The organism is Pseudomonas sp. GD03944 (genome assembly GCF_029839275.1).
Lineage (GTDB): Bacteria > Pseudomonadota > Gammaproteobacteria > Pseudomonadales > Pseudomonadaceae > Aquipseudomonas.
Genome location: NZ_JAOCAH010000001.1, coordinates 51711 through 78695, shown reverse-complemented (window position 1 = coordinate 78695; position 26985 = coordinate 51711). Strand labels below are relative to the sequence as shown.

The 26985-nt window shown below is 61.4% G+C and carries 30 protein-coding genes and 1 pseudogene; 20 read left to right on the top strand and 11 right to left on the bottom strand.

Going from position 1 to position 26985, the window contains the following annotated elements; all coding sequences use genetic code 11:
* The first annotated feature begins 45 nt into the window (after positions 1–45).
* The 3 genes and pseudogenes from N5C28_RS00375 to N5C28_RS00365 all read left to right on the top strand — a co-directional run.
* Entirely contained in the window at positions 46–1815 is a 1770-nt protein-coding gene (locus N5C28_RS00375) for a DUF262 domain-containing protein (RefSeq protein WP_279818779.1), read from the top strand.
* Between the two features lie 26 nt (positions 1816–1841).
* Entirely contained in the window at positions 1842–2228 is a 387-nt protein-coding gene (locus N5C28_RS00370; RefSeq protein ID WP_279818778.1) for a hypothetical protein, read from the top strand.
* 180 nt (positions 2229–2408) lie between these two features.
* Positions 2409–2609 (top strand): annotated as a pseudogene (locus tag N5C28_RS00365) (hypothetical protein); the annotation flags it as partial.
* Between the two features lie 47 nt (positions 2610–2656).
* Here N5C28_RS00365 and N5C28_RS00360 read toward each other — a convergent pair.
* Positions 2657–3151: a hypothetical protein gene (locus tag N5C28_RS00360; RefSeq protein ID WP_279818776.1), complete on the bottom strand. Its 495-nt coding sequence runs from the start codon at positions 3149–3151 to the stop codon at positions 2657–2659.
* Positions 3152–3476: 325 nt separating this feature from the next.
* Between N5C28_RS00360 and N5C28_RS00355 the strand changes: the two genes are divergently transcribed.
* The 3 genes from N5C28_RS00355 (at position 3477) to N5C28_RS00345 (ending at position 5534) form a co-directional block, all read left to right on the top strand.
* Complete coding sequence (locus tag N5C28_RS00355) at positions 3477–3773, top strand: type II toxin-antitoxin system MqsR family toxin (protein WP_209449843.1); 297 nt, start codon at positions 3477–3479, stop codon at positions 3771–3773.
* 2 nt (positions 3774–3775) lie between these two features.
* Positions 3776–4177 (top strand): type II TA system antitoxin MqsA family protein, encoded by a 402-nt coding sequence (locus tag N5C28_RS00350; RefSeq protein WP_279818770.1) that lies wholly within the window; start codon positions 3776–3778, stop codon positions 4175–4177.
* A 388-nt stretch (positions 4178–4565) separates the two neighbouring features.
* Positions 4566–5534, top strand: a complete 969-nt coding sequence (locus tag N5C28_RS00345) for a hypothetical protein (protein WP_279818768.1) — start codon at positions 4566–4568, stop codon at positions 5532–5534.
* Between the two features lie 170 nt (positions 5535–5704).
* Here N5C28_RS00345 and N5C28_RS00340 read toward each other — a convergent pair whose 3' ends face one another.
* Positions 5705–6160: a hypothetical protein gene (locus tag N5C28_RS00340; protein ID WP_279818767.1), complete on the bottom strand. Its 456-nt coding sequence runs from the start codon at positions 6158–6160 to the stop codon at positions 5705–5707.
* Positions 6161–6490: 330 nt separating this feature from the next.
* Here N5C28_RS00340 and N5C28_RS00335 point away from each other — a divergent pair, with 330 nt between their 5' ends.
* The 4 genes from N5C28_RS00335 (at position 6491) to N5C28_RS00320 (ending at position 9207) form a co-directional block, all read left to right on the top strand.
* Positions 6491–6700: a hypothetical protein gene (locus N5C28_RS00335; RefSeq protein ID WP_279818766.1), complete on the top strand. Its 210-nt coding sequence runs from the start codon at positions 6491–6493 to the stop codon at positions 6698–6700.
* A 172-nt stretch (positions 6701–6872) separates the two neighbouring features.
* On the top strand, positions 6873–8012 hold the full coding sequence (gene earP / locus N5C28_RS00330) for an elongation factor P maturation arginine rhamnosyltransferase EarP (protein ID WP_279818763.1): 1140 nt from the start codon (positions 6873–6875) through the stop codon (positions 8010–8012).
* 33 nt (positions 8013–8045) lie between these two features.
* Positions 8046–8618 (top strand): elongation factor P, encoded by a 573-nt coding sequence (locus tag N5C28_RS00325; RefSeq protein WP_279818760.1) that lies wholly within the window; start codon positions 8046–8048, stop codon positions 8616–8618.
* 82 nt (positions 8619–8700) lie between these two features.
* Complete coding sequence (locus tag N5C28_RS00320; RefSeq protein WP_279818757.1) at positions 8701–9207, top strand: RDD family protein; 507 nt, start codon at positions 8701–8703, stop codon at positions 9205–9207.
* Positions 9208–9578: 371 nt separating this feature from the next.
* Here N5C28_RS00320 and N5C28_RS00315 read toward each other — a convergent pair whose 3' ends face one another.
* Complete coding sequence (locus N5C28_RS00315) at positions 9579–10529, bottom strand: LysR family transcriptional regulator (protein ID WP_279818755.1); 951 nt, start codon at positions 10527–10529, stop codon at positions 9579–9581.
* A 105-nt stretch (positions 10530–10634) separates the two neighbouring features.
* Here N5C28_RS00315 and N5C28_RS00310 point away from each other — a divergent pair, with 105 nt between their 5' ends.
* Positions 10635–11390, top strand: coding sequence for a sulfite exporter TauE/SafE family protein (locus N5C28_RS00310; RefSeq protein ID WP_279818753.1), 756 nt, complete (start codon positions 10635–10637; stop codon positions 11388–11390).
* Here the strand turns inward: N5C28_RS00310 and N5C28_RS00305 are convergent.
* Positions 11380–12234, bottom strand: a complete 855-nt coding sequence (locus N5C28_RS00305; RefSeq protein ID WP_279818751.1) for a LysR substrate-binding domain-containing protein — start codon at positions 12232–12234, stop codon at positions 11380–11382. The genes N5C28_RS00310 and N5C28_RS00305 overlap by 11 nt on opposite strands.
* A 94-nt stretch (positions 12235–12328) precedes the next feature.
* Between N5C28_RS00305 and N5C28_RS00300 the strand changes: the two genes are divergently transcribed.
* The 4 genes from N5C28_RS00300 to queF all read left to right on the top strand — a co-directional run bounded on the left by N5C28_RS00300 (position 12329) and on the right by queF (position 16018).
* Entirely contained in the window at positions 12329–12568 is a 240-nt protein-coding gene (locus tag N5C28_RS00300; RefSeq protein WP_279818748.1) for a DUF1127 domain-containing protein, read from the top strand.
* 135 nt (positions 12569–12703) lie between these two features.
* Complete coding sequence (locus N5C28_RS00295; RefSeq protein ID WP_279818747.1) at positions 12704–13927, top strand: crosslink repair DNA glycosylase YcaQ family protein; 1224 nt, start codon at positions 12704–12706, stop codon at positions 13925–13927.
* 518 nt (positions 13928–14445) lie between these two features.
* Positions 14446–15144 (top strand): orotidine-5'-phosphate decarboxylase, encoded by a 699-nt coding sequence (pyrF, locus tag N5C28_RS00290; protein WP_279818745.1) that lies wholly within the window; start codon positions 14446–14448, stop codon positions 15142–15144.
* A 43-nt stretch (positions 15145–15187) separates the two neighbouring features.
* Complete coding sequence (queF, locus tag N5C28_RS00285) at positions 15188–16018, top strand: NADPH-dependent 7-cyano-7-deazaguanine reductase QueF (protein ID WP_279818742.1); 831 nt, start codon at positions 15188–15190, stop codon at positions 16016–16018.
* Between the two features lie 55 nt (positions 16019–16073).
* Here the strand turns inward: queF and N5C28_RS00280 are convergent, their stop codons facing one another.
* The 3 genes from N5C28_RS00280 to N5C28_RS00270 all read right to left on the bottom strand — a co-directional run bounded on the left by N5C28_RS00280 (position 16074) and on the right by N5C28_RS00270 (position 17698).
* On the bottom strand, positions 16074–16340 hold the full coding sequence (locus N5C28_RS00280; protein ID WP_279818739.1) for a DUF4404 family protein: 267 nt from the start codon (positions 16338–16340) through the stop codon (positions 16074–16076).
* Positions 16341–16448: 108 nt separating this feature from the next.
* Positions 16449–16988 (bottom strand): phosphonate degradation HD-domain oxygenase, encoded by a 540-nt coding sequence (locus tag N5C28_RS00275; RefSeq protein ID WP_279818736.1) that lies wholly within the window; start codon positions 16986–16988, stop codon positions 16449–16451.
* Positions 16985–17698, bottom strand: coding sequence for an HAD family phosphatase (locus N5C28_RS00270; RefSeq protein WP_279818734.1), 714 nt, complete (start codon positions 17696–17698; stop codon positions 16985–16987). Before N5C28_RS00270 ends, N5C28_RS00275 begins: the two co-directional genes overlap by 4 nt.
* 221 nt (positions 17699–17919) lie before the next feature.
* Here N5C28_RS00270 and N5C28_RS00265 point away from each other — a divergent pair, with 221 nt between their 5' ends.
* Positions 17920–18621 (top strand): VacJ family lipoprotein, encoded by a 702-nt coding sequence (locus N5C28_RS00265; RefSeq protein WP_279818731.1) that lies wholly within the window; start codon positions 17920–17922, stop codon positions 18619–18621.
* Between the two features lie 62 nt (positions 18622–18683).
* On the opposite strand, the gene N5C28_RS00260 is transcribed toward N5C28_RS00265, so the two are convergent.
* The gene (locus tag N5C28_RS00260) at positions 18684–18983 is read right to left on the bottom strand and encodes a PilZ domain-containing protein (RefSeq protein WP_279818728.1); all 300 of its coding nucleotides are present in this window, start codon (positions 18981–18983) and stop codon (positions 18684–18686) included.
* 213 nt (positions 18984–19196) lie between these two features.
* Here N5C28_RS00260 and rssB point away from each other — a divergent pair, with 213 nt between their 5' ends.
* On the top strand, positions 19197–20381 hold the full coding sequence (gene rssB / locus N5C28_RS00255) for a two-component system response regulator RssB (protein ID WP_279818725.1): 1185 nt from the start codon (positions 19197–19199) through the stop codon (positions 20379–20381).
* 8 nt (positions 20382–20389) lie between these two features.
* Entirely contained in the window at positions 20390–20872 is a 483-nt protein-coding gene (gene rssC, locus N5C28_RS00250) for an anti-sigma factor antagonist RssC (RefSeq protein ID WP_279818723.1), read from the top strand.
* Between the two features lie 59 nt (positions 20873–20931).
* Here the strand turns inward: rssC and tal are convergent, their stop codons facing one another.
* The 3 genes from tal to N5C28_RS00235 all read right to left on the bottom strand — a co-directional run bounded on the left by tal (position 20932) and on the right by N5C28_RS00235 (position 24774).
* Entirely contained in the window at positions 20932–21858 is a 927-nt protein-coding gene (gene tal, locus N5C28_RS00245; RefSeq protein ID WP_279818721.1) for a transaldolase, read from the bottom strand.
* A gap of 78 nt (positions 21859–21936) precedes the next feature.
* A complete protein-coding gene (dusA, locus tag N5C28_RS00240; protein ID WP_279818720.1) occupies positions 21937–22944 on the bottom strand; it encodes a tRNA dihydrouridine(20/20a) synthase DusA in 1008 nt (335 codons plus the stop codon).
* Between the two features lie 219 nt (positions 22945–23163).
* The gene (locus N5C28_RS00235; protein WP_279818718.1) at positions 23164–24774 is read right to left on the bottom strand and encodes a malate:quinone oxidoreductase; all 1611 of its coding nucleotides are present in this window, start codon (positions 24772–24774) and stop codon (positions 23164–23166) included.
* Positions 24775–25327: 553 nt separating this feature from the next.
* Here N5C28_RS00235 and N5C28_RS00230 point away from each other — a divergent pair.
* Positions 25328–25726, top strand: a complete 399-nt coding sequence (locus tag N5C28_RS00230; RefSeq protein WP_279818716.1) for a PA2779 family protein — start codon at positions 25328–25330, stop codon at positions 25724–25726.
* Positions 25711–26679: a PA2778 family cysteine peptidase gene (locus N5C28_RS00225; protein WP_279818713.1), complete on the top strand. Its 969-nt coding sequence runs from the start codon at positions 25711–25713 to the stop codon at positions 26677–26679. The genes N5C28_RS00230 and N5C28_RS00225 overlap by 16 nt, the downstream gene beginning before the upstream one ends.
* Positions 26680–26985 lie beyond the last annotated feature (306 nt).

Genomic DNA, 26985 nt, shown 5'->3' with positions numbered 1-26985 from the left:
GAGTTCGCTAGATTTAACAAGTGTAGGTTTAAGGAAAAACATGCTATGGCTGAATTAAGTACACAACAAAATCCTATTCAATCTATGTATGCGCTATTTACTGAGGATAAGCTGCACGTTAATAGGCGCTATCAAAGAAAGCTAGTGTGGACGCTAGAAGAAAAACAGAAGCTGATTGAATCGATCCTGAAGAAATATCCTATCCCAGCAATTTTAGTGGCGGAGCGAGAGGGACAGCCTGGGGCATACGAAATTATTGATGGTCTCCAGCGCCTACATACGATTTTGTCTTTTATCGAGGCGTCATTTCCGCTGGCAGATGGAAGATATTTTAACCTTCAGCATTTTCCTACTGCAAAGGGATTGGCGGACGAGGGGCGATTTGAAGCTCCTAATACTACGTTTTTGCTAGGCCAAAAAGAAGTAAGCACAATCCTTGACTATGTGTTGTCTATATCCGTTATGCGAAATGCGACGGAGGAAGAAATAAATGATGTCTTTGATCGAATTAATACCTATGGCCATAGGTTGAGTGATCAAGAGCGCAGGCAGGCTGGAGTTCAAAATGCATTTTCCGAGATGGTGCGGGATATCGCATGCGATATGAGAGGAGATACGTCAGATCAAGTGTTGCCGCTAAAGTCAATGCCGGCGATAAGTATTGATTTGCCGATGACTAAGCATGGATATGAGGTAAGGGCGGAAGAGGTTTTTTGGGTGAATCAGGGAGTTCTAAAGTCTACTGATTTACGCGATAGCATGGATGAGCAGTGTATAGCTGATATTGCAGCGTGCATAGTTGGAGGTGAGCTCATTGAGCGCTCTAAAGATGCGCTTGATGAAATTTATCAAGCTGGGTCAGATAAAAGTAATCAACTGCTTAATGCTCTCAGCGTATATGGGGCTAATAAATTCCGTGAGGAGTTTAAGTTTTGCGTTGATGAGGTCATTACGATTTGTAATGAAGGGGTCTCTGATAAGCTTAGAAATATTCTCTTCAAGAATAGAAATACAAACGCATTTCCCTCCATATTTGCTGTGCTGTTAATAGCGCTTCATGAATTAATCGTGCTGGAAGGTAAAAAAGTTGCAAATTATGCCGGCGTTAGAAAGTCTTTGACGGATTTAAATAGTCGCCTTGAAACCTCTCGAAAAGCCACTCTTGTTGAAGAGAGGCGAAAAAATATAAACCAAATTAAAGGCTTGATTTCACCATATTTTGTCTCGGAGGATATTAGAAGCAAGATTTATGGTAATTATGCCACGACAGATATTGAAGCGACCATTAGGCGATCCGAAATTGAGCTGGCTGACTATGAGTTGAAACAAGGTTTTTTGAGTCTGGATGCTAAGCGAGGCAAGGATGATTCCGTCATACAAAAAGTTATTAATACAATATGCGGAATAGCCAACAATGGAGCCCATAAGGCAGGAAAAATAATAATTGGCGTAACTGATAAAGACTCAGATGCTGCAAGAGTTAAAGCGTTAGACGGCATTGATGCAAAGAAAGTTGGGGAGCGTTTTGTTGTCGGGGTTGCAAGAGAGGCAAAAGTCCTTGGTATTTCTACAGAGGAATATGTTTCTATTTGGAGGAATGCGATTAAGAATTCTAACCTGTCAGAGGCGTTAAAGACCTCTGTACTTTCCAATATTGACTATAATTCCTACTATGGGCTGGGTGTTATTGTGATAACCATTCAGCCCCAGAAAGAGTTGTCGTATGTCGGTGAGTATTTATACTGGCGAAATGGTGACAATACAGAGCTGGCTAGCTCAGCCAAGCAAATAGCTCAACTGGCAATTCGTTTTTAAGGTCTGGACCGGCCAAGGAAGGCTTTATGAAATCCGACTGGGACGATGCACCAGACTATCTACGCAGCAAGAAAAAGCCCAGCCCATGGAGAATGGTGGCCATCCTGGGTGTAGGTTCCGCGATTACCTGGAGCGTTATCGCGCTGTTTGCCAAACCAATCGTGATCAATGTTGGTCAGCTAAAGCAGGCGATTCACGTAGACGTCAAACTCCTGTTCAGCCAGCAACTGGCGCCACAGCCCTACAGTGAACCGGAAGAGCCTACAAGGTTGTCATCCATTTCCATCGATCCACCCGCACAACGGGCTGCATACGAGCCGGTAAGCCCGCTTCAGCCATACGCCTCGATGGCGTGGACAGAGGAAGGAAAGGCGAGGGCGATTGCCAGCTCGCAGAACGTGTTCAGTGACTAGAACTACACGCCCAAGCAGCCGGCCAGCACCTACACACCGCCCGCAGCGCATCGCATAGCCCAAGCACCCCAGCAGACGCAGCAGCGCCAGACCAGGCAGGTAAGCCACGAGCGTACATCCAAGTGGATTAAAAGCTGGAATGGCGGCACGAATTACCTGGCGGAATGGCTATCGGTAAACAACTACATCGATGGCACCAGCGTTTGAGCCTATCACCGGCGCGGATCAATCGACTACCGAGAATGCCGAAAGGCCGCCAAGCAGCACTTTCACGAACAGTGCAGGACCTAGGCCCGCTATGACAGTGACCGCAAAACACACAGTGATCGTACGAAAACGCACTATTGCTCTGCGGCGAGTAGCTTTAACCCGATAGGGTGATGAGTAAAGCCCCTATATAGGGACGGGGCTTTGCCTGTAGTGGATGGTTAGGCTTTCGGCTTGCTTGCTTTAGAGCAAGTGTAGAGGCCTGCGCCAGATTCGCTATCCAATACGAGTTCAGTGGCGGTCAGTTTAAGAATCTCAGACGATTCACTAACATTTGTTGGGAACATTTCCTGCAAGTTGAAAATTTCGTCAACTTCCGGATGAGAGACATTGACGATTTTTACATCTGTCATGGTCTGAATTAAGTACTTGCCTTGAATTTTCCAAGTGGCAGTGCCTGCTATGGAGTATTCGACTTCAGGCGCTTCGCTTGCGTAGCGAATTTTCATGATGCCGAATGAGTGGGAAGCGCCGTTGCGAACATAGGTGTCAGTCGAGCTGATGCTTGCTACAAAGTCATTTTCTTTGAAGCTGTAGTTACAGTCCCACGGCCCCAGAATATTTTGATGGTAAACATAATGCTGGGACGGCTCGCTAGAACAGCCTGTGATTACTGTAAATAGAGACAGTGCGGAAACAATTCCTTTGATTTTCAATTAAATCTCCAATTTTCCTATTGGTGCAAGTTAGGCTATGTCTCGTTAGAGATGTACGGAATGATGTCAAGATGATGCTAAAAAATCTAGGCTTTGATGACGCTTGGAGGAAGCGCGAGCCGTACTTTACCGTTCCGAAACAGCCTTAGGCTGCAGCCTATACGTTCCAATGTGGCTGCGGAGGTGAGCAAAGTATTGGTGATCAGCCGGCTTTGCGGGCTTGGAGGCGGCACCGTCAAGCAGTTCTTTGCGCAATCGCTTACGGCGGTCGTCTTTCATGGCTGCTACCTTGAATAAATTAACCTAAAAGGTTATTTTGTGCGGCATGGAAAAGCGCAAACCCCATTTCAAGCTTGAGCTGGTGAAGCAGGCCGTAGCCGACCAGCGTTATCGCTTTACCCGCGTGGCCCTGGAAGGGGGTGCTGAGCTGGGTATGGAGATGGCCGACATGCTGGCCGTCATCAGTGCCCTGAGTAGCCGCGACTTTTTCAAGAGCATGACAACCTATGCGGATCATACTACCTGGCAGGACGTTTACCGACCCGATACCGAATTCGGACAGGTCTACCTGAAGTTCACGCTGGTGGCCGATCTGCTGATCGTTTCCTTTAAGGAGAAGTGACCATGAAATGTCCAGTATGCGACGGGGCGGAACTGGTTCACGACACCCGCGATATGCCCTTCACCTACAAGGGGCAGACCACCCAAATTACTGCAGTTGTGGCTGACTGGTGCGATGCTTGTGGTGAGTCCCTGACTGGCCCGGCTGAGAGTGAGCGCGTTATGCGTGCCATGAACGAGTTTCGCCAGCAGGTGAACGCCCAGGACGGCAATCAAGAGCTGATTCGCAGTGTGCGTAAACAGTTGCGGTTGAGCCAGCGAGAAGCGGCGGAGCTGTTCGGCGGTGGCCCGAATGCGTTTTCTCGCTACGAGCGCGGCAGTACGGAAGCACCGCAACCGCTGGTGCAGTTGTTCAAGATCCTGGGCAGGCACCCGGAGTTGATCAACGAGCTGCGTGCAGGCTGAGTGGCAAAAAGGTGTCGAAATCATAGAGCCGAATAGGACGAATCGAGCTGGCGAGTGGGGCGGAAAGCCCGTAACGATTGGGTTTAGCACGAATTGAGACGCTACCGAAACAGCTTCGAATCTCCTCTTCACAGCCACGTCCGCGAGCCCCTGATGCCTCAGCTCAGGGGTTTTTGCTTTTTGGGCTCCGGCCCCAGCCTGCTGACTGTGCACCTCAATCGCCAATACCTCAGCACCGTTGTAGGCAGTTCGCGATTGGCAGATGACCCACATCACAAAATCCGACGCTGTCGGCCGTACGCGACTGATTCGAGCGCTGTTAGGTTGCGCCAGGGGTATGCGGTCTTTAGGCTGCCGCGCCGGATAACCCTGATCGAAGGACGTAAGGATGCGTATCAAGCCCCACTATCTGTTTGTACCGCTGGCGCTGTTGTTGAGCGGTTGTGACAAGGATTTTGCCACCCTCGAATTCGATACCAGGGTGCAGAACAATGCTTATCGCGTTGACGTCTCGGCAGCAAACATCATGTCGGTGTACCGGCTTCAGCTTTCCGACGTGCTGCGCAAACAAGGTATCGACCCCGAGCAGGTGGATATGCTCCTGGGGGAGAGCGGAGGCTCGACGATCGTGCTCAGCACCTCGGTGTTCAAGGAGCTTGAGGAGGCGCAAAAAGCGGCGCTGCACGATGCACTGAAGGTCATTGTCGGTGGCAGGGAACAGGCTATCGGCGTGACCTTTACGTTGCGTCCGGAGGATATGGAGACCGGGTCAGTCGAGGTGCGGGAGCAGGCCGCTGCGTTGCCGCGCGAATACACGGCCGGCCTTGGCGTGAAGGATGTGCTGATCGGTGTGAGCTATGGCCTTACCGATGTGTTGAATTCGGCGCTGGCCGGCTCCAGGCAGACGGACAGCGAGGCGTTCTGCAGTGTGAGCATGACGGTTGAACCGCAATTGCCCTTCTATGACTTACGCCTGTTCGAACGAGAGGGTAAGCCTGCCGAGGCGATGCTCACCAAGAATCTGTACACCCCTTACAGCAGGGATCACATTCCGGTTGATATCGCCGTTGATATGCCCGAGTTGCAGGCCGCGCTGGCAAGCGGAGACATGAAGATGTCGACTCAGCTGACCGGCGACACGGCTGGAGGGCGGGTGGGGAACAAGCGCGGAATCACCCAGCTGGAAATACTGATCGGCCCGCTGGGCCAGGTGAGTCACGAACAGGCCAGGGTCGAATACTTCTCGCACACGCACCTAGAGTCCAAATGCCGTGAGATGGCGGCAGCCCTGGGGCGTCCGTTCACCTACAAGATGGGTGATTCGCTGGATCGCCTGCGCAGTGTGAGTGTGTACTGACGTTGCGTTGCTAGCGGTGCGCAAGCCCTGCATTCACCTTTCACCCGTCGCAGGCTGGCCGGGACGCTGCCTGGGACATCCCATCCAGTAGCCGCTTCGATCAGCCTGCCGCTTTGGGAGCGCTGAAGGCGTGGCTCTAGTAGCCACACCCGGCGGCTACCGAGGTTTGGCTAATCAATCAATGCCGGCGAACTCAGGTGAAATTGCTGCACCGCAAACCCACCGTCCACCTCGATCAGTTGCAGGGTGATCTGAGCTTCGCCGTGCTCGTAGTGGGTGATGACGTTGTAGGTGGAGGTCACCTGTTTGCTGCCGGTGAGGCTGTAGTTGCTGGAAAGGTTGGTGAGCACCGGCTCTTCGATGCTGCGCAGGCTGCCGAGCTTTTCGAACCACTTCAGCAGTTGTGCCAGGTTTTCGTCCCGGGTCTTGGCGAGGGTGTCGGCTGCCAGCAGTCGTTTGGTGGTGTGCGTGTCCCAGGTGGATATCTGGGTGATGGCGTCTTTGATATAGGGCGCGGCCGTGGCGGAGTAGTCCGTTGTCGAGCGCATGGCGTAGAGGGCGATGGCGCCGATCAGTACCACCAGGGTAATCACGGTGCAGCCGATGATGATGAGTGTCTTTTTCACCGAAATCCTTTTCGTATCAGGGCACAAGAAGAGGGCGCCAATGTGCCACAGGCCCGTTCGGCAGGAGTAGGGCGCGGGTGTGAAGGGGGTCGAAAACTGCGGTATTCGGTCTTCGAAAATGGGCTGTCGTCACAAGCCGGTGAGCCACTGCGGGGCGCCAGAGCGGGCTTCGAGCTCCTTGGCGAAGGCGCGCTTCGGTGCTGCAGGCCACGGTTGGCGGGCGCTGCAGCCAGTAAATTCGAAATTTGCATGGCTACTATCAAGACGGGTGATTTCTGCAGGCGCGGCCGGGCGTTTAACGTTACTTCCATCAAGTCCTGGAGGTGGCCCATGCCGCACATCAACATCATGTCTGTTATCGGTTCTGCCGTACCGCCTGCGCTGCAACGCGAGGGTGTATTGGCCTGCTGGTATGTGGTCATCGACGGTGTGCAGAAGTCCGGCCCCTTTACCTCGCAGGACGCGGCGCTGGCCAGCCAGTCGATCTGGCAGTTCGAACTCGCCATGCGCCACAAGGATTTCCACGCGCTCGCCGCGTAACCGACTCTCCCTGCGCCCCCCCCTGGCGCACTTTGGCAGTCCGAGACTGCCCGTTTATTCATCGTGCTGCTCCGGCACAACCTTTGCCCGCCTTATGGCGGGCTTTTCTTTTGTGCCCGGGAAAGCAGGCGCAAGCGCTACACTGCGCGTTTTTGGCGATGGGTGTGCCCGAGTGAAGTGGGACATTTTCTGCAGCGTGGTCGATAACTACGGTGATATCGGCGTGACCTGGCGGCTGGCCCGGCAACTGGCGAGCGAGCAGGGGGCGGCGGTGCGCCTGTGGGTCGACGACCTGGCAGCGTTCGCGGCGATCTGCCCGCAGGCGGACCCGGCAGCCGAGCAGCAGGTGGTGCTGGGTGTCGAGGTGCGGCACTGGCCCCGCGATTGGCAGGCGGCCGAGCCGGCGGACGTGGTGATCGAGGCCTTCGCCTGTGAGTTGCCACCGGCCTATGTAGCGGCCATGGCGGCGCGGGCGCAGAAGGTGCTGTGGCTGAACCTGGAGTACCTGAGTGCCGAGGACTGGGTCGAAGGCTGCCATGGCCTGCCGTCGTTACAATCGAACGGTTTGCAGAAGTTTTTCTTCTTTCCCGGGTTTACCGCGGGCAGCGGCGGGCTGCTGCGTGAGGGCGACCTGCTGGCCAGGCGCGAGGCATTCCAGGCGGACGATGCAGCGGTTTGGCAGTTCCTGCAGACGCTGGGCGTCACGCCAGTTGCCGGCGCGCGACGGATCTCGCTGTTCGCCTACGAAAACGCGGCGCTGGCCAGTTGGCTGGGCGCGCTGGCGGCGGACGCTCAGCCCACCCAGTTGTTGGTGCCTGAAGGGCGGATCGTGGCCGAGCTGCAGCGCTGGCTCGGTGTGACCGCGATCAAGGCGGGGGATTGCGTGCAACGCGGCCAGTTGCAGGTGCAAGTGCTGCCCTTCATGCGCCAGGAGCAGTACGACCTGTTGCTGTGGAGCTGCGATTTCAATGCGGTGCGCGGGGAGGATTCGTTCCTGCGGGCGCAGTGGGCAGGGCAGCCGCTGCTCTGGCACATCTATCAGCAGGCGGAAGGGGCGCACTGGGACAAGCTGGATGCGTTTCTCGACCTGTATATAGAGGGATTGTCGGCTGAAGCAGGAGCGGTGTTACGTGCCTTGTGGCACGCCTGGAATGCTGGCGAGGACATGGCGCCGGGCTGGGCGGCGGTGCAGCAGGTGTGGCCGGAACTGGCCGAACACAGCCAGCGGTGGGCTCTGGAACGGGCTTCACAGGCCGATCTTGCCACGGCGCTGGTGCAGTTTTACCGAAATTGGCTATCATACGCGGCCTAGATTCTGTACCTCCCGTCTAATTCGGATATTCGTATGAAAACCGCACAAGAAATGAAGCCCAACAGCGTGGCCCTGATCGACGGCCACCCATGGCTGATCCAGAAGGCTGAATTCACCAAGTCCGGCCGTAACAGCGCCATCGTCAAGATGAAGCTGAAGAACCTGCTGAACGGCTCCAAGACCGAGACCGTTTACAAAGCCGACGACAAGATGGAGCCGGTGATCCTCGAGCGTAAGGAAGTAACCCTGTCCTACGTCAGCGGTGAGGACTACGTGTTCATGGACCCGGAGTACAACTCCTATGAGCTGCGCGCCGAAGACCTGGAAAGCGTTCTGCCGTACATCGTCGATGGCATGACTGACGTCTGCGAAGCCGTTTTCTTCGAAGGCAAAGTGGTTTCGGTCGACCTGCCGACCACCATCATCCGCCAGATCACCTACACCGAGAACTCCGCCCGTGGCGACACCTCCGGCAAGGTCATGAAGACTGCCAAGCTGGCCAACGGTACCGAGATCAAAGTCGCTGACTTCTGCAACATCGACGACTGGATCGAAATCGATACCCGCACCGGCGAGTACAAGTCCCGCGCCAAAGCCCCGGTTTAATCACCCGGCTTTTGCAGCGAGCAGAAAGCCCGACCTCGGTCGGGCTTTTTTATACCCCCAGCCCTAGCACAAGGATGTTTGCATGATTGACCCGAACAACCCCTACCAGGCCCCTCAGGCCGCGCTGAACGAACACGTCCCCGGTGAATTGCCGCATGCGTCGCGCGGTGCGCGGCTGGGTGCCGTGATCATCGACACGGTGCTGCTGATGGCCATCACGGGGCCGATTTCCTATTTCAACGGCGATTTCGAGCGGATTGCCCAGGGCGTGGTGCCGAGCCTGTGGGAACAGGTGCTGAACCTGGTACTGGGGATGGCGATATTCATGCTGATCAACGGCGCGTGGCTCAAGCGCTACGGCCAGACAGTCGGCAAGCGTATCTGCAAGGTGCGTATCGTCACGATGCAGGGCCAGATACCGGACCTGCCCGGTCTGGTGCTCAAACGCTACGTCAGCGTGTGGCTGCTGACCCTCATCCCGACACTGGGCGGCCTGCTGTGCGTCATCAACTACCTGTTCATCTTCCGCCGCGACCGCCGCTGCGTGCACGACCACCTCGCCGGCACCCGGGTGGTGCCGGCCGAGTAATCAGGCTGCCCTGACCGGTCCACAGCGCGTCCCGTAGGGTGGATGACGCTTCATCCATCCACCGTGCATGGCTAACCGGTGGTGGATGAAAAGAGCGTCATCCACCCTACGGGCTGCCCGTGTTCGTGGGGTGGTTGAGCGTGTGATACCCGTCTGTGGCTTCGTGGGTGACGCGGAGCGTCACGAGATGCATGCCCACGCGGAGCGTGGGAACGATCAAATGTGGCGTGTGCCCGTAGGGTGGATGACGCTTCATCCATCCACCGTGCATGGCTAACCGATTGGTGGATGAAAAGAGCGTCATCCACCCTACGCGTTGCCGTGTTCGTAGCCTGGGTGGAGCGTAGCGATACCCGGGGGCGGCAGTGGCTTCAGCCCAGGCTGGCCTGCAAGGCCTGGTCCCAGGGCGGTGGGAAGCCGAAGCGTTGTTTCAGGAAGCTCAGCAGCAGGCGGGCGCGGGGGCTGCCTTCGCGTTCCAGGCGCAGGGCGTAGATGCTGCTGGGTTCGGCCGGTGGCATGCCGTTTTCGCAGAACAGCGGCACCAGCTCGCCGCGCAGCAGGTGTTCGCTGCTCATCCAGGTGGGCAGGTGGGCGATGCCCAGGCCTGCGACCGCGCTGAACAGCAGGGTTTCGGCGTTGTTGGTAGTCATGCGCAGGCGCTTGGGTTTGCACAGCTGCAGCTTGCCGTCGACCTCGAAGCGCCAGGCGTAGGGCGGGGCGAGGCTGGCCCAGTCGAGGCCGTCGTGTTGCTCCAGTTCCAGCGGGCTGCGCGGGATGCCGCGGCGGCGCAGGTAGTCCGGGCTGGCGCAGACGATGCGGGTCATCGACGCCAGCGGCGTGGCCACCAAGCGGCTGTCGGGCAGCGGGCCGATGCGCACCACTAGGTCGACTTCGCCCAGGTTTTCCCCCTTGAGGTCGATGAAGCTGTCGATCAACCGTAACTGCACATCCAGCCCCGGGTTGGCGCTGAGGAAGTCGGCGATGGCCGGGCCCAGGTGACGTCGACCGAACGGATTCGGGGCGTCGATGCGAATCAGGCCTTCCGGCGCACTGCTCAGGGACACCGCTTCGGCTCTGGCCAAGTGCAGCTCGGCCAGGATGCGCCGGGCCCGTTCGGCGAAGGCCAGGCCCGCCGGCGTCACGCGCACGGCGTGGGTGGTGCGGCTGAACAGGCTGCTGCCGATGGCGCGCTCCAGCGCGTCGATCCGGCGTGCCACCGCCGACGGGGTGAGCGGGTGGCGACGCGCGGCGGCGGAGAAGCTGCCGGCCTCCAGCACATCGAGAAAGAGTTCCAGCTGATCGGTCAGGGCGTCGGGGTTCATGCAGGTTTCGCTTGTGCGTTGAGCGCATAGCCATTGTGCGCTGCTGTGCGTTTCCATGCTAGCGCCACCGGCTTAGCATGCGCGGCATCGAAGCTGGAGCCCGCTATGAATCTGATCGACATTGCATTGAACCTGGTCCTTGGGGCCTTTCTCGGCACCCTGGGCGGGCTGTTTGGCATCGGCGGCGGGCTGATCGCGATCCCTGCGCTGGGGGTGCTGTTCGGCCTCGACCAGCAATTGGCCCAGGGCACCGCCCTGGTGATGGTGGTACCGAACGTGCTGCTGGCCCTGTGGCGCTACCACCAGCGCAACCGCATCGATGTGCGCCATGCCCTGACCCTGGGCATCACCAGTTTCGCGTTCGCCCTATTGGGCGCTGGCTGGGCGGTGAACGTGGACGCCGAACGCATGCGCATGGCGTTCGTCGCCTTCCTGGTGGCCCTGGCGGCGTACAACTTTTCCCGGGTGTATTTCCGCCCGTCCGCAGGCGGCACCGAGCTGCGCTACCCCTGGCCGTGGCTGGGGGCGCTCGGCAGCTTCGCCGGTTTGCTCGGTGGCTTGTTCGGGGTGGGCGGGGCGGTACTGGCCACGCCGGTGCTGACCAGTGTGTTCGGCACCACCCAGGTGGTTGCCCAAGGCTTGTCGCTGGCCCTGGCGGCGCCGAGTACCGGCGTGACCCTGGCCACCTATGCGCTGCACGACCACGTTGATTGGGCGCTGGCCGTGCCCCTGGCGGTCGGCGGCCTGCTGAGTATCAGCTGGGGCGTGAAGTTCGCCCATGCCTTGCCGGAGCGCCTGTTGCGCGCGCTGTTCGCCGGTTTCCTGCTGCTCTGCGCGGTGCTGCTCGGCCTTAAAGTCTGAAGCCTTCGACGATGTGCTCGGCCAGGGTTTCGGTCACGGGCGAGCGGCGCTGTTCGTTGCGCAGCAGCACGATGCTGGCCGAGGGCATCGTCGGCAACCCATCGGCCTCGCCAAGGAGGCGCATGTCCGGGGTGATCAGGCTTTGCAATTGGGCCGTCACGGCCAGGCCGGCGCTGACCACCGCCATGATCGCCGACAGGCTCGGGCTGGTGTAGGCGATGCGGTATTCGCGCTCCATGGCGTCTAGCGCGTTGCAGGCCCAGGAGCGGCAGAAACAGTGGGAGTTGAACATCGCCAGCGGCAGCGGTTCCTGCTCGTGGGGGCTGAAGCCCTGGGCCTCGGCCCAGACGATGCGTTCCTGGCGCAGCAGCTGGCCGATCTCGGTGCCCGGCTCGCGGGTGACGATGGTCAGGTCGAGGTCCTGACGTTGCAGCAGCATGAACGACGGCTCGCAGTGCAGTTCCACCTGCACCAGCGGGTAGGCCTGGGCGAAGCGCGAGAGAATGCCCGGCATGAAGCGCATCACGTAGTCATCCGGCGTGCCGATGCGCACGGCACCAACCATGTGCGGCTCGCGCAGGGTGGTGATCACCTCGCCATGCAGCTTGAGGATGCGCCGCGCATAACCCAGCAGCACCTGACCCTCCGCCGTAAGGCTGACCTGGCGCCCCTCGCGCTGGAACAGCGGGCGCTGCATCACGTCCTCTTCCAAGCGCTTCATCTGCATGCTCACCGCCGACTGGGTGCGGTTCACCACCTCTGCGGCGCGGGTGAAGCCGCCGTGGTCGGCAATGGCGACGAAGGTGCGGAGTAGTTCGCTGTCGATGCTGGGGTAGTGGGCCATTCATCAATCTCTGAGATGGACTGCATAAGAAACATTCGTTGGTTTGATCTTATGCCCAGCGCGAGACTGTCGCCAATCCCCACAGGAGGGCGACATGATGAAAGGTCAGAAAGGGTATGCGATAGCCGGTGCGATGCCCCGTCAGGTGGCAAGCCTGGGCGGGCTGCTGCGGATGATCGGGCGCCAGCTCATGCGCTGGCAGCAATTGATGAAGGAGCGTCGGCAACTGGCAGCGTTGAGTGACGGTGCGCTGAAGGACATGGGTTTGAGCCGTGCCGATGTGTTGCAGGAAAGCGAGCGGCCGTTCTGGGATGACCCGCTGCGTCGTCCGTGAAGGGTGGCGAGCGCGAAGCGATGCCCCGGGTATCGCTTCGCTCAACCCAGGCTACGGGCAGGGGTGATCGGCGAGGTGCCTACCCATCTCCGCTGACATCCCTTAGGGTGGGGCAACGGTTCAAGGAATGTACGGATGCCCACCGACAATTCACTCTCCCTCAAGCAGGCCCGCGCCCTTGCATTGGCGGCCCAGGGCTTCGGCCGGCCGCCCCGTGGCGCGCCGGGTGCCTTGCAGGTCAACCGGATGATCGAACGCCTGGGGCTGCTGCAGATCGATTCGGTGAACGCCCTGGTGCGGTCCCACTACCTGCCGCTGTTTTCCCGCCTGGGCGCCTACGACCGGACGCTGCTCGAAAGCGCTGCCTGGAGTCAGGGACGCAAACGCACGCTGTTCGAGTACTGGGGGCACGAAGCCTCGCTGCTGCCATGGAGCGCCTATGCGCTGCTGGGCTGGCGCATGCAGCGGGCCCGTGAGGGGCAGGGCATCTACAGGCAACTGGCGCAGTTTGGCCGGGAGCAGCAGCCGCTGATTCGCCGGATCGTGCAGGCCGTGCGCGAGCAGGGCGCCCTGGGGGCGGGCAGCCTGGGGCAGGAAGGGCGCACGGGCTCCTGGTGGGGCTGGAGCGCGGAGAAGCATGCGTTGGAATGGCTGTTCGCGGCGGGCGAGGTCACGGTGGCCGGGCGCCGGGGCTTCGAGCGGCTGTACGACCTGCCGGAGCGGGTGGTGCCGAGGGCGGTGCTGGAGCAGCCGCCGCTGGAAGCCGCCGAGGCCCAGCGCCGCCTGATGCTGCTGGCCGCCGATGCCCTGGGCGTCGCCACGGAGAAGGACCTGCGCGACTACTACCGCCTCGATGCCCGCGACAGCCAGGCGCGCCTGCTGGAATTGCTGGAGGCCGGTGAGCTGCAGAAGGTCCAGGTGCAGGGGTGGGTGCAGCCGGCCTATTGCCGGGGCACGCCGCGCATCCCGCGCAAGGTGAATGCGAGCGTCTTGCTGTCGCCGTTCGACTCGCTGATCTGGGAGCGGGCGCGGACCGAGCGGCTGTTCGACTTCCATTACCGGCTGGAGATCTACACGCCCCAGCACAAGCGGGTGTACGGCTACTACGTGCTGCCCTTTCTGCATGACGGTCGGCTGGTGGCGCGCCTCGACCTGCGGGCCGAGCGCGCCCGGAAGCGGCTGGTGGTGCATGCGCTGCACGGCGAACACCAGAACCTGGACGACGCCTGCCTCGCTGCCATGGCGGACAACCTGCAGGCCATGGCCGGCTGGCTGGGCTTGGCTGACGTACAGATCAACTGCCCGAGCCAGGATGCGCAGCGCCTGCAGGCGCTGTTGCGGGCGATCAAAGCGTTGTAGGAGGGGCTTTAGCCGCGAGCTTTTCAATGCCTTGAGACGCTGTCGCGGCTGAAGCCCTTCCCACGATGGCGTCATGGCCCGAAATGGCGTTCTTTCATGGGGATGGCTTTTGTTTTCAGCACCGTAGGGCCGCTAGGAGGGAAGCTACGCGCTGATGAAGGCGACCAACCTGTAGGAGCGGCCTTGGCCGCGAGCTCGGCGGTTCGTGCCTTATAGCGCCGTATCAGCTCGATAAGGGGCTCGCGGGCAATCGGAATGCCGCCCAGCCGCTCCTACGGGAAGCACCGCGCTCGAGCGTGCCGTAGGGTGGAAAACCGCAACGCGTTTTCCACCAAGGTCTTCTGAGCCTAACGGCTTGATGGATGAAAAGAGCGTCATCCACCCTACGGGAAAGCATGTGCGAGCTGATGGGTGTTCGACTTGCGCCCGGCGGTGTACTGCTCGGCGCTTTGGAGCGGCACGCTGGCGCGGCTTCCGCTACAATGCGCGCCGAATTCGACTTGCCCCGAGAGTTACCCATGTCCGCTTGCCAGACCCCGATCATCGTTGCCTTGGATTTCCCGACCCGTGATGCCGCCCTGGCGCTGGCCGATCAGCTCGATCCCAAGCTGTGCCGGGTCAAGGTGGGTAAGGAGCTGTTCACCAGCTGTGCCTCGGAAATCGTCACCACCCTGCGTGACAAGGGCTTCGAGGTGTTCCTTGACCTTAAATTCCACGACATCCCCAACACCACGGCGATGGCGGTCAAGGCCGCTGCCGAGATGGGCGTGTGGATGGTCAACGTGCACTGCTCCGGCGGCCTGCGCATGATGGCGGCCTGCCGCGAGACCCTGGACAAGTTCAACGGCCCCAAGCCGCTGCTGATCGGCGTGACCGTGCTGACCAGCATGGAGCGCGAAGACCTGGTCGGCATCGGCCTGGACGTCGAGCCCCAGGAGCAGGTGCTGCGCCTGGCCGAGCTGGCGTCCCGCGCCGGCATGGACGGTCTGGTTTGCTCGGCGCAGGAAGCCACGGCGCTGAAGATCGCCCAGCCGCGCCTGCAACTGGTCACCCCGGGGATTCGCCCGGCCGGCAGCGCCCAGGATGACCAGCGCCGCATTCTCACCCCGCGCCAGGCCCTGGATGCCGGTTCCGACTACCTGGTGATCGGCCGCCCGATCAGCCAGGCCGCCAGCCCGTCCCAGGCCCTGGCCGCTGTCGTGGCGGAGCTGGCGTAAGCACGCCGCACCGCCTTCGTTCTTGCTGATTCAGGTTTCCACCATGCATCCCGCTGCAGAAGATTCTCCGCTGGGCAAATCCAGCGAATACGTCTCCACCTACACGCCGTCGCTGCTGTTCCCCATTCCGCGTGCCGCGAAGTGGGCCGAGCTGGGCCTGACGGCTAGCACCTTGCCGTACCAAGGCGTGGATTACTGGAACTGCTTCGAGCTGTCCTGGCTGCTGCCGTCGGGCAAGCCGGTGGTGGCCATCGGCGAGTTCGCGATTCCGGCGGATTCGCCGAACATCATCGAGTCGAAGTCGTTCAAGCTGTACCTCAACTCGCTGAACCAGACGGTGTTCGCCGACGTGGCCGAGCTGGAAGCCGTGCTGCGCAAGGACCTGTCCGCCGCGGCCGGCAAGCCGGTCGGGGTGCGGGTGCGCAGCCTGGATGAGGTGGCGCGGGACGGCGTGGCCACGCTGCCAGGCGTCTGCATCGATGACCTCGACGTGAGCATCAGCAACTACGCCCAGCCGCAGCCCGAGCTGCTGCGCTGCGACGCCGGGCGCGTGGTGGAGGAAAGCCTCTACAGCCACCTGCTGAAGTCCAACTGCCCAGTCACCGGCCAGCCGGACTGGGGCACGGTGGTGGTGCAATACCGTGGGCCGGCACTCGATCCCGCCAGCCTGCTGGCCTACCTGGTGAGCTTCCGCCAGCACGCGGACTTTCACGAGCAGTGCGTGGAGCGGATCTTCCTCGACCTGCAGCGCCTGCTGCAGCCACAAGCGCTGACGGTATACGCGCGCTACGTGCGCCGTGGCGGGCTGGACATCAATCCCTACCGCAGCACCGCGGCCGTCGAGACCGACAACCGGCGACTGGTGCGCCAGTAATGAAAAACCCCGGCCATTGCCGGGGTTTTTTATGAGCGCATGCCACGCCGGGGTATCAGATCCCCATGTTGGCCAGGCTCTGCATGATGTTGCGCAGCGTGCCGGCCAGGGTGGGGTGGCTGGCTTCGAAGCGCTCCACTGCCAGGTTGACGCCATCGATCAGCGTGGCGTTTGGCGAGGCGGCAGCCTGTTGCGCCAGTTGCAGTTCGATCTCCTGGGTGAGGACGAACAGCGATGCCCGTTCTTCCTCACTGAGCGGTGGGTCCTGGGCCAGTTGGTTGCGCAGGTCATCCAACTGCTGCTGCAGACGGTTTGCAGGCATAAGGCTCTCCCTTTACTGATAGGCAAAAGCATTGACCTTGCGCGGCGGCGAAAAGTCCATGCCGTGCCTTCAGGTTAATCCAAGCGGTGCTGCTTTGCCTGTCGTGGATCAAGCGATCAGCAGCCGCTCGAGCCGTAGGTAGAAGTGCTCAAGGGGCGGGGTGCGCATGGCCGGGTCCTTGCCCAGGTCGTCCAGGCGGCGCAGGGTTAGGGCGTCCTGAGCGAAGGGTGCACGCAGGAAGGCCTCTGCTTCGCGGTCGTCGAACGGACCGCCCTGCAAGGCCAGGCTGTGCCGGGATGCCTGGGACAGGCCAGCCTGGTACTGCACATCGACCGCGCACAGGTAGCGCTTGGCGGCCACGTGCAGGCGAATGGGTTGCCAGACCGCTTCGGGCAACACATCGCGTAACAGATTGGCCGCGTGTTCCTGGTGGCGCAGGTCGTGCTGGTCAATGTCATCCGGCGTTTCGTAGAGGTGGCCGATGTCGTGCAAGAGTGCTGCGATGATCATGGAATCACTGCAGCCCGAGCGCTCGGCCAGGGTCGCGCACTGCAACGCGTGCTGGGTCTGGCTGATGGCTTCGCCATAGGGCTCGTTGCCGTGGCTGGCGAAGCGTCCGGCGAGCTGGGCGATAAAGGGATGGGTCATGGTTTTTCGCCCTTGTGTCGTCGGGCGGCCAGGTCATCCAGGCATGGGCCCAGGTCCAGCAGGTGGTCGATGACCGAATGCACGCCCAGGCGGTAGAGGGCCAGGGTGGCCTGGGTGCGCAACTGGTCGCGTTCCTCGGTGGGCAGGGCCTCCCAGTCCGCCGGTGCCTGGCCGCACAGCGGACCGCAGGCGGCCAGGCCGACGGTCCACAGACCGGCCTTGAGCCCTGCCTCCAGCAAGCGGGGTTCGCCACTGATCAGCACGCAGCCGTCGAGCCGGTCGACCTGCAATTCCTTGAGCGCCTGCCAGCAGGCATCGGGCGCCGGCCATGGGCGGCACTGCTGGTTGCTGGCCGCCGGCAGCCAGGCGGGCAGGGCACTGGCCAGGCTTACGCTGGCATCGCGGGGCAACTCGTCGAGCCAGGCACAGGGCACCTGTTGCGCGTGTTGCTGGTGCAGGACATCGAGCGCGCCTGGTGTGGCCTCGGCATGCTCCGCCGCCACCTCGATCAGGGTCTGTTCGAAGGCCTGGCGCTCCTTGGCGCTGGGCGCGCGGCCGAGCACCTGTTCCAGGCTGGCGGCCGCGCCGCGATGATCCGGGTAGCGGCGCTGCAACGCCACGGGCACGCTGCGTGCGCCGAAGTCCACCAGGCAACCCGACAGGCCGAACAGCAGAGCGGTAAAGGCGGGCGGTGCGTAGGGCTCGGTCATGGTCGGCATCCTGGAAAATGGTCTAGTCCAGCTTAAAGGCCGAGGATGACAGGCCGATGACCGCCGGGTGACAGCTGCGACCTGTGATGGCGGGCTCACTATTGGCTCATGATCGCGAGGCGTTTTGTCCGCTATGCTGCCTATTCAGGTGGCTCAGGCCTTATACTGCGCGCCGTGATGGTGTCATGGCGCCATGATTCGATTCGCTCAAGGAGACTGTAATGCGTGTAATGGGTGTGAGCTGGCTCGACCGCCTGAGCCGACTGGTTGCCTGTGCCAGCCTGGTGCTGCTGCCTGCCGTGGCGCAAGCCGCCGAGGAAGATCCGTGGGAAGGCTTCAACCGGGCGATGTTCCGCTTCAACGATACCCTCGACACCTACGCGCTCAAGCCGCTGGCCCAGGGTTACCAGACCGTCACCCCGAAATTCCTGGAAGACGGCGTGCACAACGTCTTCGGTAACCTGGGCGATGTCGGCAACCTGGCCAACAACCTGCTGCAGGGCAAGATCCATGACGCCGGCGTGGACACCAGCCGCCTGCTACTGAACACCACCATCGGCGTGCTCGGCTTCTTCGATGTCGCCAAGCAGATGGGCCTGAACAAGACCGACGAAGACTTCGGCCAGACCCTGGGCGTCTGGGGTCTGGACAGCGGCCCGTACCTGGTGCTGCCATTCCTCGGCCCAAGCTCGGTGCGTGACGCCGCCGGCCGCCTGCCGGATTCGCTGCTCGAGCCTTACCCGTACATGGACCACGTGCCGACCCGCAACGTGACCCGTGGCGTGGACGTGGTGGACACCCGTGCCAGCCTGCTGTCGGCCGAGAAGCTGATCAGCGGCGACAAGTACATCTTCATCCGCAATGCCTACCTGCAGAATCGTGAGTTCCGGGTCAAGGACGGCGATGTCGAAGACGACTTCTAAGTCGTCGAGCAAATAAAAAAGGCGGCCTGCGGGCCGCCTTTTTTGTGTCTGAATGTCAGCGCTCAGGTCATCGAAATGATGGTCAGGCCGATGGTCTGGCGGCCACCGTCCAGGGCCGCGACACGCACCACCTCGGCTTCGGCTTCCAGCCCCTTGAGGGCGTCATGTTCGGAGGGGATGTGCACGCGAACCTTGTCGCCCGTGTTCAGGGCGCTTTCGGCTTCGAGCTGCATGCCGGTGCTCGACAGGTCGAGGCACAGGGCGGGAATCTCCCGGCCGGCGTGGTGCAGCGTGACCGGCGTTTCCAGCCGCATGCGGATGTAATCGCGCTTTTCACTGTAATCGCGATCGCTTTGGCTCATTGGCGCTATCCTCTTTGTTATAGGGGCTCTCCAGCGGCTCTTATAACCTTCGCTGATTTCGGGTGTAAAGTCGTGTTACGACGATCGGCGTACGCTTGAATCGAGGTACGGATGGGAGTACCGTCTGCGCCTTAACGCGAATCGAGTAGGCGCGCTCAGGCTTGGCCTGGCGTTTACGTCAACCATCCCCGGCGCAGTTTGCCTGGATATCCCATGCACAAAACCAGTGCCACGCTGCTGATAATCGATGACGACGAAGTGGTGCGCGCGAGTCTCGCGGCCTACTTGGAAGACAGTGGCTTCAACGTCCTGCAAGCCAACAATGGCCTGCAAGGCCTGGACGTGTTCAAGCGCGAGGAGCCGGATCTGGTGATCTGCGACCTGCGCATGCCGCAGGTTGACGGCCTCGAACTGATCCGCCGCATCAACGAACTGGGGGTCGATACCCCGGTGATCGTGGTGTCCGGTGCCGGCGTGATGACCGATGCGGTCGAGGCCCTGCGCCTGGGCGCCGCCGACTACCTGATCAAACCCCTGGAAGACCTGGCCGTGCTCGAGCACTCGGTGCGTCGCGCGCTGGATCGTGCCTTCCTGCGCCAGGAAAACCAGCGCTACCGCGACAAGCTGGAAACCGCCAACCGCGAGTTGCAGGCCAGCCTGCACCTGCTGCAGGAAGACCAGAATGCCGGTCGCCAGGTGCAGATGAACATGTTGCCGGTGACCCCCTGGGAAGAGGGCTCCCTGAAGTTCGCTCACCAGATCATCCCTTCGCTGTACCTGTCGGGGGATTTCGTCGATTACTTCCGGGTCGATGAGCGCCGCGTGGCGTTCTACCTGGCCGACGTGTCGGGCCACGGTGCGTCGTCCGCCTTCGTCACCGTGCTGCTGAAGTTCATGACCACGCGCCTGCTGTACGAGTGGCGCCGCGGCGGCACGCTGCCGGAGTTCAAGCCGTCGGACGTGCTCGGGCACATCAACCGCGGCTTGATCAACTGCAGGCTCGGCAAGCACGTGACCATGCTGGGCGGCGTGATCGATGAAGAAACCAACAGGTTGACCTACAGCATCGGTGGGCATTTGCCGCTGCCGGTGCTGTTCACGGATGGAGAGGCACGCTACCTGGAAGGGCGCGGTCTGCCGGTGGGCCTGTTCGACGAGGTCGCTTACTCCGATCACGTGCTGGAACTGCCGTCGTCGTTCAGCCTGACGTTGCTGTCCGACGGCATCCTGGATCTGCTGCCAGGTGAAACACTGCAGGAAAAAGAGACCGCGCTGCCCCAATTGGTCAGCTCGGCGGGCGGAACCCTGGATGGTTTGCGAAATGTGTTTGGGCTGGCGAATCTGGCGGATATGCCGGATGATATTGCCTTGCTGGTGTTAAGCAGGAACCTTGCATGAATCCTGGGATGAGCCCCGGTAGAATCCAATTCGCCGAACAGGACGGTACCTTTGTCCTGAAGTTTGTCGGTGAAGTGCGCCTGACATTGTGCTCGGCGCTGGATGCCACGATTGAAAAGATTTTCACCTCGCTGAACTTCTCCGCCATTGTCATCGACCTGACCGAGACACGCAGTATCGACAGCACCACCCTGGGGTTGCTGGCGAAACTGTCGATCCTCTCGCGGCAGAAAGTCGGCCTGCTGCCCACCGTGGTGACCACCCACGCGGACATTACCCGCCTGCTGCAGTCGATGGGCTTCGACCAGGTGTTCAATATCGTCGATTGCCCGGTGCCGTGCTCCGGTGCGCTGACCGACCTGCCGTCGCAGGATCAGTCCGAAGAGGTGGTGCGGGCCAAGGTGCTGGAAGCGCACCGTATTCTGATGGGCTTGAACGACTCCAATCGCGAGGCGTTCCACGACCTGGTCAGCGCCCTCGAACACCACTGACCGTCATATGCCTGTTACCTGAACCGGGGCGCCGATAAGATCGGCGCCCCGGTTTGCATTCAGGCGTTGCCCGCGAGCAGCTTTTCCAGCTTTTCCTGATCGCGTGCGAACTGGCGGATGCCTTCTGCCAGCTTTTCGGTGGCCATGGCGTCCTCGTTGAGCGCCCAGCGGAACTGGCTCTCGTCGAGGGTCTGGCGGGCTTCGCTTGCCGCACCAGGCGACAGCTTGCGCGCCAGGTTGCCCTGGTCGTCGGCCAGTTGCTGCAGCAGCTCGGGGCTGATGGTCAGGCGGTCGCAACCGGCCAGTTGTTCGATCTGGCCCAGGTTGCGGAAGCTCGCCCCCATGACGACCGTCTGGTAGTCGTTGGCCTTGTAGTAATCGTAAATGCGCGTGACCGACTGCACGCCCGGGTCCTCGGCGCCCACGTAGTCGCGGCTTTCGGCTTTCTTGTACCAGTCGTAGATACGCCCCACGAACGGCGAGATGAGAAACGCCCCGGCATCGGCGCAGGCCTGAGCCTGGGCGAAGGAGAAGAGCAGGGTGAGGTTGGTCTGCACGCCGGCCTTTTCCAGTTGCTCGGCGGCGCGGATGCCTTCCCAGGTCGAGGCGATCTTGATCAGCACGCGGTCGCGGCCGATGCCGGCCTGGTCGTACAGGTCCACCAGCCGCTCGGCGCGGCGCAGGGTAGCTTGGGTGTCGAACGAAAGACGCGCATCCACCTCGGTGGAAATACGGCCCGGAATCACCTTGAGGATCTCTTGCCCCACGGCCACGCCGAAGCGATCGCAGGCCAGGTCCAGGTCGCCCTTGCTGCTGTGCACGGCGCTCTGCAGCAGGTCGCTGTAGCGCGGCAGGGCGGCGGCCTTGAGGAGCAGGGACGGGTTGGTGGTGGCGTCGACCGGTTTCAGTCGGGCAATGGCGTCGAAGTCGCCGGTGTCGGCAACCACGGTGGTGAACTGCTTGAGTTGTTCCAGCTTGGAGGTCATGACACAGCCTTGTCGATGCAGGTGTCATGACCTTACCCGAGCTGCCGGAGCGGCTCAACTGCTGGCGGCGGGCCGGTATCAGTGGCCCTGCAGCAGGTCGGCCGCCTGGTCGAACAGGGCGAGCGGGTTGTCGGTCTTGTGGATGTCGACGGACAGCAGCTGGCGGAAGCGCCGGGCCCCCTTGAAGCCCTGGGCCAGGCCCAGCATATGGCGGGTGACGTGGTGCAGGCTGCCGCCTTCGTCCAGGTGCTGTGCGATGTAGTCGCGCATGCTCTGCATCGCCTCGAAGCGGCTGAGCACCGGCGTGTCGGTGCCGAACAGGCGGTTGTCGACCTGGGCCAGCAAATAGGGGTTGTGGTACGCCTCGCGGCCGAGCATCACACCGTCAAAGGTCTGCAGGTGTTCCTCGCAGGCCTCCAGGGTCTTGATGCCGCCGTTGAGGATGATCTCCAGGTCCGGGAAGTCCTCTTTGACCTGCGTGGCGATGTCGTAGCGCAGCGGCGGGATTTCGCGGTTTTCCTTGGGCGACAGGCCCGACAGGATGGCGATGCGCGCATGCACGGTGAAGCTGCGGCAGCCGGCGTCACGCACCTGGCCGATGAAGTCGCACAGCTCGGCATAGCTGTCGCGACCGTCGATGCCGATGCGGTGCTTCACTGTCACCGGAATGCTGACCGCGTCCTGCATGGCCTTCACGCAATCGGCCACCAGCGCCGGATGGCCCATCAGGCAGGCGCCGATCATGTTGTTCTGCACCCGGTCGCTCGGACAGCCGACGTTCAGGTTGACCTCGTTGTAGCCAGCGGCTTCGGCCAGTTTGGCGCAGGCCGCCAGGTCCGCCGGCACGCTGCCGCCCAGTTGCAGGGCCAGGGGGTATTCCGCTGCGCTGTGGCGCAGGAAGCGCGCGGTATCGCCGTGCAGCACGGCGCCGGTGGTGACCATCTCGGTGTACAGCAGGGCGTGCCGCGACAGTTGGCGCAGGAAGTAGCGGCAGTGCCGATCAGTCCAATCCATCATGGGCGCGACGCTGAAGCGGCGGGACAGAAGGGCTGGCGTAGACGGGGTGGCGGTGGATTCTGAGGGCATCGGTTCGTTCTGCAGTGCGCGCCACGGGTCAGCCTGGCGTGGCCCGTCAAGGGGCGGCACCTGGGCAAGGCCCGTGGGGCGGGATCGGGTTGCGCGAAAGCGCGGTAGTTTAACAAGAAAGCCGCAGGTGCGGCCGGCTGACTGGCAGCGGGAGGAGGGCGGAGCAGGATCAGGCGAATGCGTGGTTCGCCTGATCCCGTCCTGGGTAACGCGGGTGGCTTAGAGCGCGGAGGCGGTCTCGGCCGGTGCTTCGGTGGTTTCCGTGGCTTCTGGCTCAACCGGGACGAACGTCAGTTGCAGGCGCTCGCTGCTCCAGGCGCGGGTGCTGTTGGTCAGCTCCAGGTTGTTGTTCAGCTTCTGGCCATAGGACGGAATGATTTCCTTGAGCTTGGCTTGCCATTCCGGGGTCTGGACCTTGTCTTTGAAGGTCTTCTCCAGCAGGTGCAGCATGATCGGCGCGGCGGTCGAGGCGCCAGGCGATGCGCCGAGCAGGGCGGCGATGGAGCCGTCTGCCGAGCTGACCACTTCGGTGCCGAACTGCAGGATGCCGCCGTGCTCTTCATCCTTCTTGATGATCTGCACGCGCTGACCGGCGGTCAGCAGTTCCCAGTCTTCGTCACGGGCATTGGGGAAGTATTCGCGCAGGGTGGCCATGCGGTCATCCTGGCTCTGCATCAGTTGGCCGATCAGGTAGGTGCTCAGCGGAATGTTGTCGAGACCGGCATGGGTCATCGGCAGGAGGTTGTCGGTGGTCATCGCGCTGAACATGTCGAGCAGCGAGCCGTTTTTCAGGAACTTGGTGGAGAAGGTGGCGAACGGTCCGAACAGCAGGACCTTCTGACCATCGATCACACGGGTATCCAGGTGCGGAACGGACATGGGCGGCGAGCCGACCGAGGCTTTGCCGTACAGCTTGGCCTGGTGCTGGGCGACGATCTCCTGGTTCTTGGTGACCAGGAACTGGCCGCCCACCGGGAAGCCCGCATAGCCTTCGGCTTCTTCGATGCCGGATTTCTGCAGCAGCTTCAGCGCGCCGCCACCGGCGCCGATGAACACGAACTTGGCCTTGACGCTGGTTTCCTTGGCATCGTTGCCGAGGTCGGCCACGACCACGGTCCAGGTGCCGTCGTCATTGCGCACGATGTCGCGGACTTCGTGCTCCAGGTGCAGGTTGACGTGCTCCTTGCTGGTCAGCGAATCGACCAGTTGGCGGGTGATCTCGCCGAAGTTGACGTCGGTACCGATCGACATGCGCGTGGCGGCCAGCTTCTGGCCGGCTTCACGGCCTTCCATCACCAGGGGGACCCATTGCTTGATCTGCTCCGGATCCTCGGAGTACTCCATGCCGCGGAACAGCGAGCTGTGCTGCAGGGCCTCGTGGCGCTTCTTGAGGAAATTGACGTTGTCGTCACCCCAGACGAAGCTCATGTGCGGCACGTTGTTGATGAAGGAGGGCGGGTTGTTCAGCACTTTCTGATCGACCTGGTAGGCCCAGAACTGCTTGGAGATCTCGAAGGATTCGTTGATCGCCACGGCCTTGCTGATGTCGATGCTGCCGTCGGCCGCTTCGCTGGTGTAGTTCAGTTCGCAGAAGGCCGAGTGGCCGGTGCCGGCGTTGTTCCAGGCGTTGGAGCTTTCCAGGGCGACCTGGTCGAGGCGCTCATAGATGTCGATGCTCCAGCCGGGCTCGAGCTCGTTGAGGTAGGTGCCCAGACTTGCGCTCATGATGCCGCCGCCAATCAGCAGCACATCGACGGTTTTTTCCGGTTCAGGGTGCTTGGCGCACCCGATCACGCTCAGACAGAGGAGCGTCAGCAGGATTTTTTTCATAACAGACAGACCGTGTGAAGTTGTGTGTTGACGCGGAGGGTTGTCCACGTCGCGCGCGCGTTTCCCATGCGTACCCTGGTGGGGCAATGTGTGCAGCGACACGGTCGCTGGCTGATCGAGTGATCGCGGTGCCTATGGCCTTTGGGTCTTGTGCCCGGCTCTGAAGCGGCTTCGCTCACGGTAATGGCGAAGGATCTGGACACGGCGATGGACTCGATGTGCTGCATGGGGTGGCACCTGTACATAGCAAGACCAATGCCGGAATGGTTTATTAACCTTTCATTACAGCGTGTGTACGGCGTTTCGGTGTTTTGTGCCGCCCGATCTGAAAACCCCTGTGGCGAAATGTCGCCATTCTTGCGGCCAGGGCTTTGCGAGGGTGGCGGGATGTCGCCCTGTTTTTGACTCGAGCGCCGATGAAATTGTTTCCATTAATTATGCGCGGGGCGAGTACGGAGGCGAACAGCAGGGATCAAGCGCTTGTCTATGCTGAATGGGAACCCCGGATCGATCCTCTGGTCTAGGCCCTAGGTTGATTAAGGAGATGACCGCAATGTTCAAGCACCCGTTTTTCCGTCGCTTGGCTGCCGTTCTGGCGGTGTTCCACGTGTTGATGGTTGTGCAGGTCCCCATGGCCAATGCGGCCATGATCGGTACGCAGGAAGTGCTGGTCGAGCAGCAGCAACAGCTTGATCGGCAGCAGTTGATCAGCATGCTCGATGACCAGGGGGTGCAGGAAAAACTGCACAGCATGGGCGTCGAGCGCTCGCAGGTCGAAGAGCGGATCAACAGCCTGACCACCGCCGAGCTGGCGCAATTCAACCAGCAACTGGATGAGGCGCCTGCGGGCGGCATCATCGGGATCATCGTGCTGTTCTTGGTGATCTTCATCATCACCGATATGCTCTGCGCTACCGACATCTTCAGTTTCGTAAAATGCATAAATCGTTGAGTGGCTGGCGTTTCCTTCCTCTAATCGCTGTTCTGTTCCTGACTGCTTGCGCGAAGTCTCCGGTGTTGCCACCGGAGACTTCGCGTCTGCCTGAGCGTGTGGAACTGAGCAGCGTTCCCTTCTTCCCGCAAACGGCCTACCAGTGTGGGCCGGCAGCGTTGTCGACCATGCTCAACCAGCGTGGGGTGCTGACCAGTCCGGGCCTGCTCAAGGACAAGGTGTTCATCCCCGGGCGCGAAGGCAGCCTGCAGGTGGAGATGGTCGCGGCGGCCCGTGCCCACGACATGCTGGTGTACCCGCTGGAACCCAAGCTGGAAGCCCTGTTGGCGGAAGTGGCGGCGGGCAACCCGGTGCTGGTGCTGCAGAACCTGGCGTTCGACTGGTACCCGCGCTGGCACTTCGCGGTGCTGGTGGGCTATGACCGTCGCGAGCGTACGCTGATCCTGCGGTCCGGCACCACGCGCCGCTGGGTGACCGATTTCACCAGCTTCGACAAGACCTGGGCGCGGGGCGGGCGTTGGGCAGTGCTGACGATGCCGACCGATCGCCTGCCGGCACAGGCCGAAGTGCGCCCCTGGCTGAAGGCTGCCAGCGACCTGGAAGAAACCGGGCGCAAAGAGGCTGCTCAGCGGGCATACCGCACGGCGACCCGGCAATGGCCCACGGAGTCGGTAGCCTGGTTCGCCCTGGCCAACAGCCGGCATGCCGATGGGGATGCGGCGGGGGCGGAAATGGCCTTGCGCAAAAGCGTCGAGCAGCAGGGCGATTTCGCGGCGGGCTGGTTCAACCTTTCCCAGGTTCTCGGCGAGCGTGGCTGCCCGGTTGAGGCAGAGCAGGCCCGGGCCTGTGCCCAGCGCCTGGCACCGGCCGACAAGCGCTTCGCTGCGGGAGCGACCGGTGCGGTAGCGGCTAAGGGGCAATGCGCGTTGCCGCCGGTGTGCCCGGCGCCTTGAGCTGATTCAGGCGTAAACCCTAAAAAGCTCGCGGACAAGTCCGCTGCTACACATACGTATCCCTGTAGGAGCGGGCTTGCCCGCGAGCTCTTGATTCCCGTTGCTGAGAAGCAGGCGACATACCGTAGCGGACGCGGAGCGTCCGGGGATGCATTCCCACGCAGAGCATGGGAACGATCGAGGCGCTGCTCTTGTAGGAGCGGGCTTGCCCGCGAGCTCTTGATTCACGTCGCTAAGGGGTACACCACATTCCGTAGCGGACGCGGAGCGTCCGGGGACGCATTCCCACGCAGAGCGTGGGAACGA

Bases quoted from the DNA above. Each gene is read 5' to 3' on its own strand.
- N5C28_RS00375 (WP_279818779.1), top strand. From the start codon at position 46: ATGGCTGAATTAAGTACACAACAAAATCCTATTCAATCTATGTATGCG.
- N5C28_RS00370 (WP_279818778.1), top strand. From the start codon at position 1,842: ATGAAATCCGACTGGGACGATGCACCAGACTATCTACGCAGCAAGAAA.
- N5C28_RS00355 (WP_209449843.1), top strand. From the start codon at position 3,477: ATGGAAAAGCGCAAACCCCATTTCAAGCTTGAGCTGGTGAAGCAGGCC.
- N5C28_RS00350 (WP_279818770.1), top strand. From the start codon at position 3,776: ATGAAATGTCCAGTATGCGACGGGGCGGAACTGGTTCACGACACCCGC.
- N5C28_RS00345 (WP_279818768.1), top strand. From the start codon at position 4,566: ATGCGTATCAAGCCCCACTATCTGTTTGTACCGCTGGCGCTGTTGTTG.
- N5C28_RS00335 (WP_279818766.1), top strand. From the start codon at position 6,491: ATGCCGCACATCAACATCATGTCTGTTATCGGTTCTGCCGTACCGCCT.
- N5C28_RS00325 (WP_279818760.1), top strand. From the start codon at position 8,046: ATGAAAACCGCACAAGAAATGAAGCCCAACAGCGTGGCCCTGATCGAC.
- N5C28_RS00320 (WP_279818757.1), top strand. From the start codon at position 8,701: ATGATTGACCCGAACAACCCCTACCAGGCCCCTCAGGCCGCGCTGAAC.
- N5C28_RS00315 (WP_279818755.1), bottom strand. From the start codon at position 10,529: ATGAACCCCGACGCCCTGACCGATCAGCTGGAACTCTTTCTCGATGTG.
- N5C28_RS00310 (WP_279818753.1), top strand. From the start codon at position 10,635: ATGAATCTGATCGACATTGCATTGAACCTGGTCCTTGGGGCCTTTCTC.
- N5C28_RS00305 (WP_279818751.1), bottom strand. From the start codon at position 12,234: ATGGCCCACTACCCCAGCATCGACAGCGAACTACTCCGCACCTTCGTC.
- N5C28_RS00300 (WP_279818748.1), top strand. From the start codon at position 12,329: ATGATGAAAGGTCAGAAAGGGTATGCGATAGCCGGTGCGATGCCCCGT.
- N5C28_RS00295 (WP_279818747.1), top strand. From the start codon at position 12,704: ATGCCCACCGACAATTCACTCTCCCTCAAGCAGGCCCGCGCCCTTGCA.
- pyrF (WP_279818745.1), top strand. From the start codon at position 14,446: ATGTCCGCTTGCCAGACCCCGATCATCGTTGCCTTGGATTTCCCGACC.
- queF (WP_279818742.1), top strand. From the start codon at position 15,188: ATGCATCCCGCTGCAGAAGATTCTCCGCTGGGCAAATCCAGCGAATAC.
- N5C28_RS00280 (WP_279818739.1), bottom strand. From the start codon at position 16,340: ATGCCTGCAAACCGTCTGCAGCAGCAGTTGGATGACCTGCGCAACCAA.
- N5C28_RS00275 (WP_279818736.1), bottom strand. From the start codon at position 16,988: ATGACCCATCCCTTTATCGCCCAGCTCGCCGGACGCTTCGCCAGCCAC.
- N5C28_RS00270 (WP_279818734.1), bottom strand. From the start codon at position 17,698: ATGACCGAGCCCTACGCACCGCCCGCCTTTACCGCTCTGCTGTTCGGC.
- N5C28_RS00265 (WP_279818731.1), top strand. From the start codon at position 17,920: ATGCGTGTAATGGGTGTGAGCTGGCTCGACCGCCTGAGCCGACTGGTT.
- N5C28_RS00260 (WP_279818728.1), bottom strand. From the start codon at position 18,983: ATGAGCCAAAGCGATCGCGATTACAGTGAAAAGCGCGATTACATCCGC.
- rssB (WP_279818725.1), top strand. From the start codon at position 19,197: ATGCACAAAACCAGTGCCACGCTGCTGATAATCGATGACGACGAAGTG.
- rssC (WP_279818723.1), top strand. From the start codon at position 20,390: ATGAGCCCCGGTAGAATCCAATTCGCCGAACAGGACGGTACCTTTGTC.
- tal (WP_279818721.1), bottom strand. From the start codon at position 21,858: ATGACCTCCAAGCTGGAACAACTCAAGCAGTTCACCACCGTGGTTGCC.
- dusA (WP_279818720.1), bottom strand. From the start codon at position 22,944: ATGCCCTCAGAATCCACCGCCACCCCGTCTACGCCAGCCCTTCTGTCC.
- N5C28_RS00235 (WP_279818718.1), bottom strand. From the start codon at position 24,774: ATGAAAAAAATCCTGCTGACGCTCCTCTGTCTGAGCGTGATCGGGTGC.
- N5C28_RS00230 (WP_279818716.1), top strand. From the start codon at position 25,328: ATGTTCAAGCACCCGTTTTTCCGTCGCTTGGCTGCCGTTCTGGCGGTG.
- N5C28_RS00225 (WP_279818713.1), top strand. From the start codon at position 25,711: ATGCATAAATCGTTGAGTGGCTGGCGTTTCCTTCCTCTAATCGCTGTT.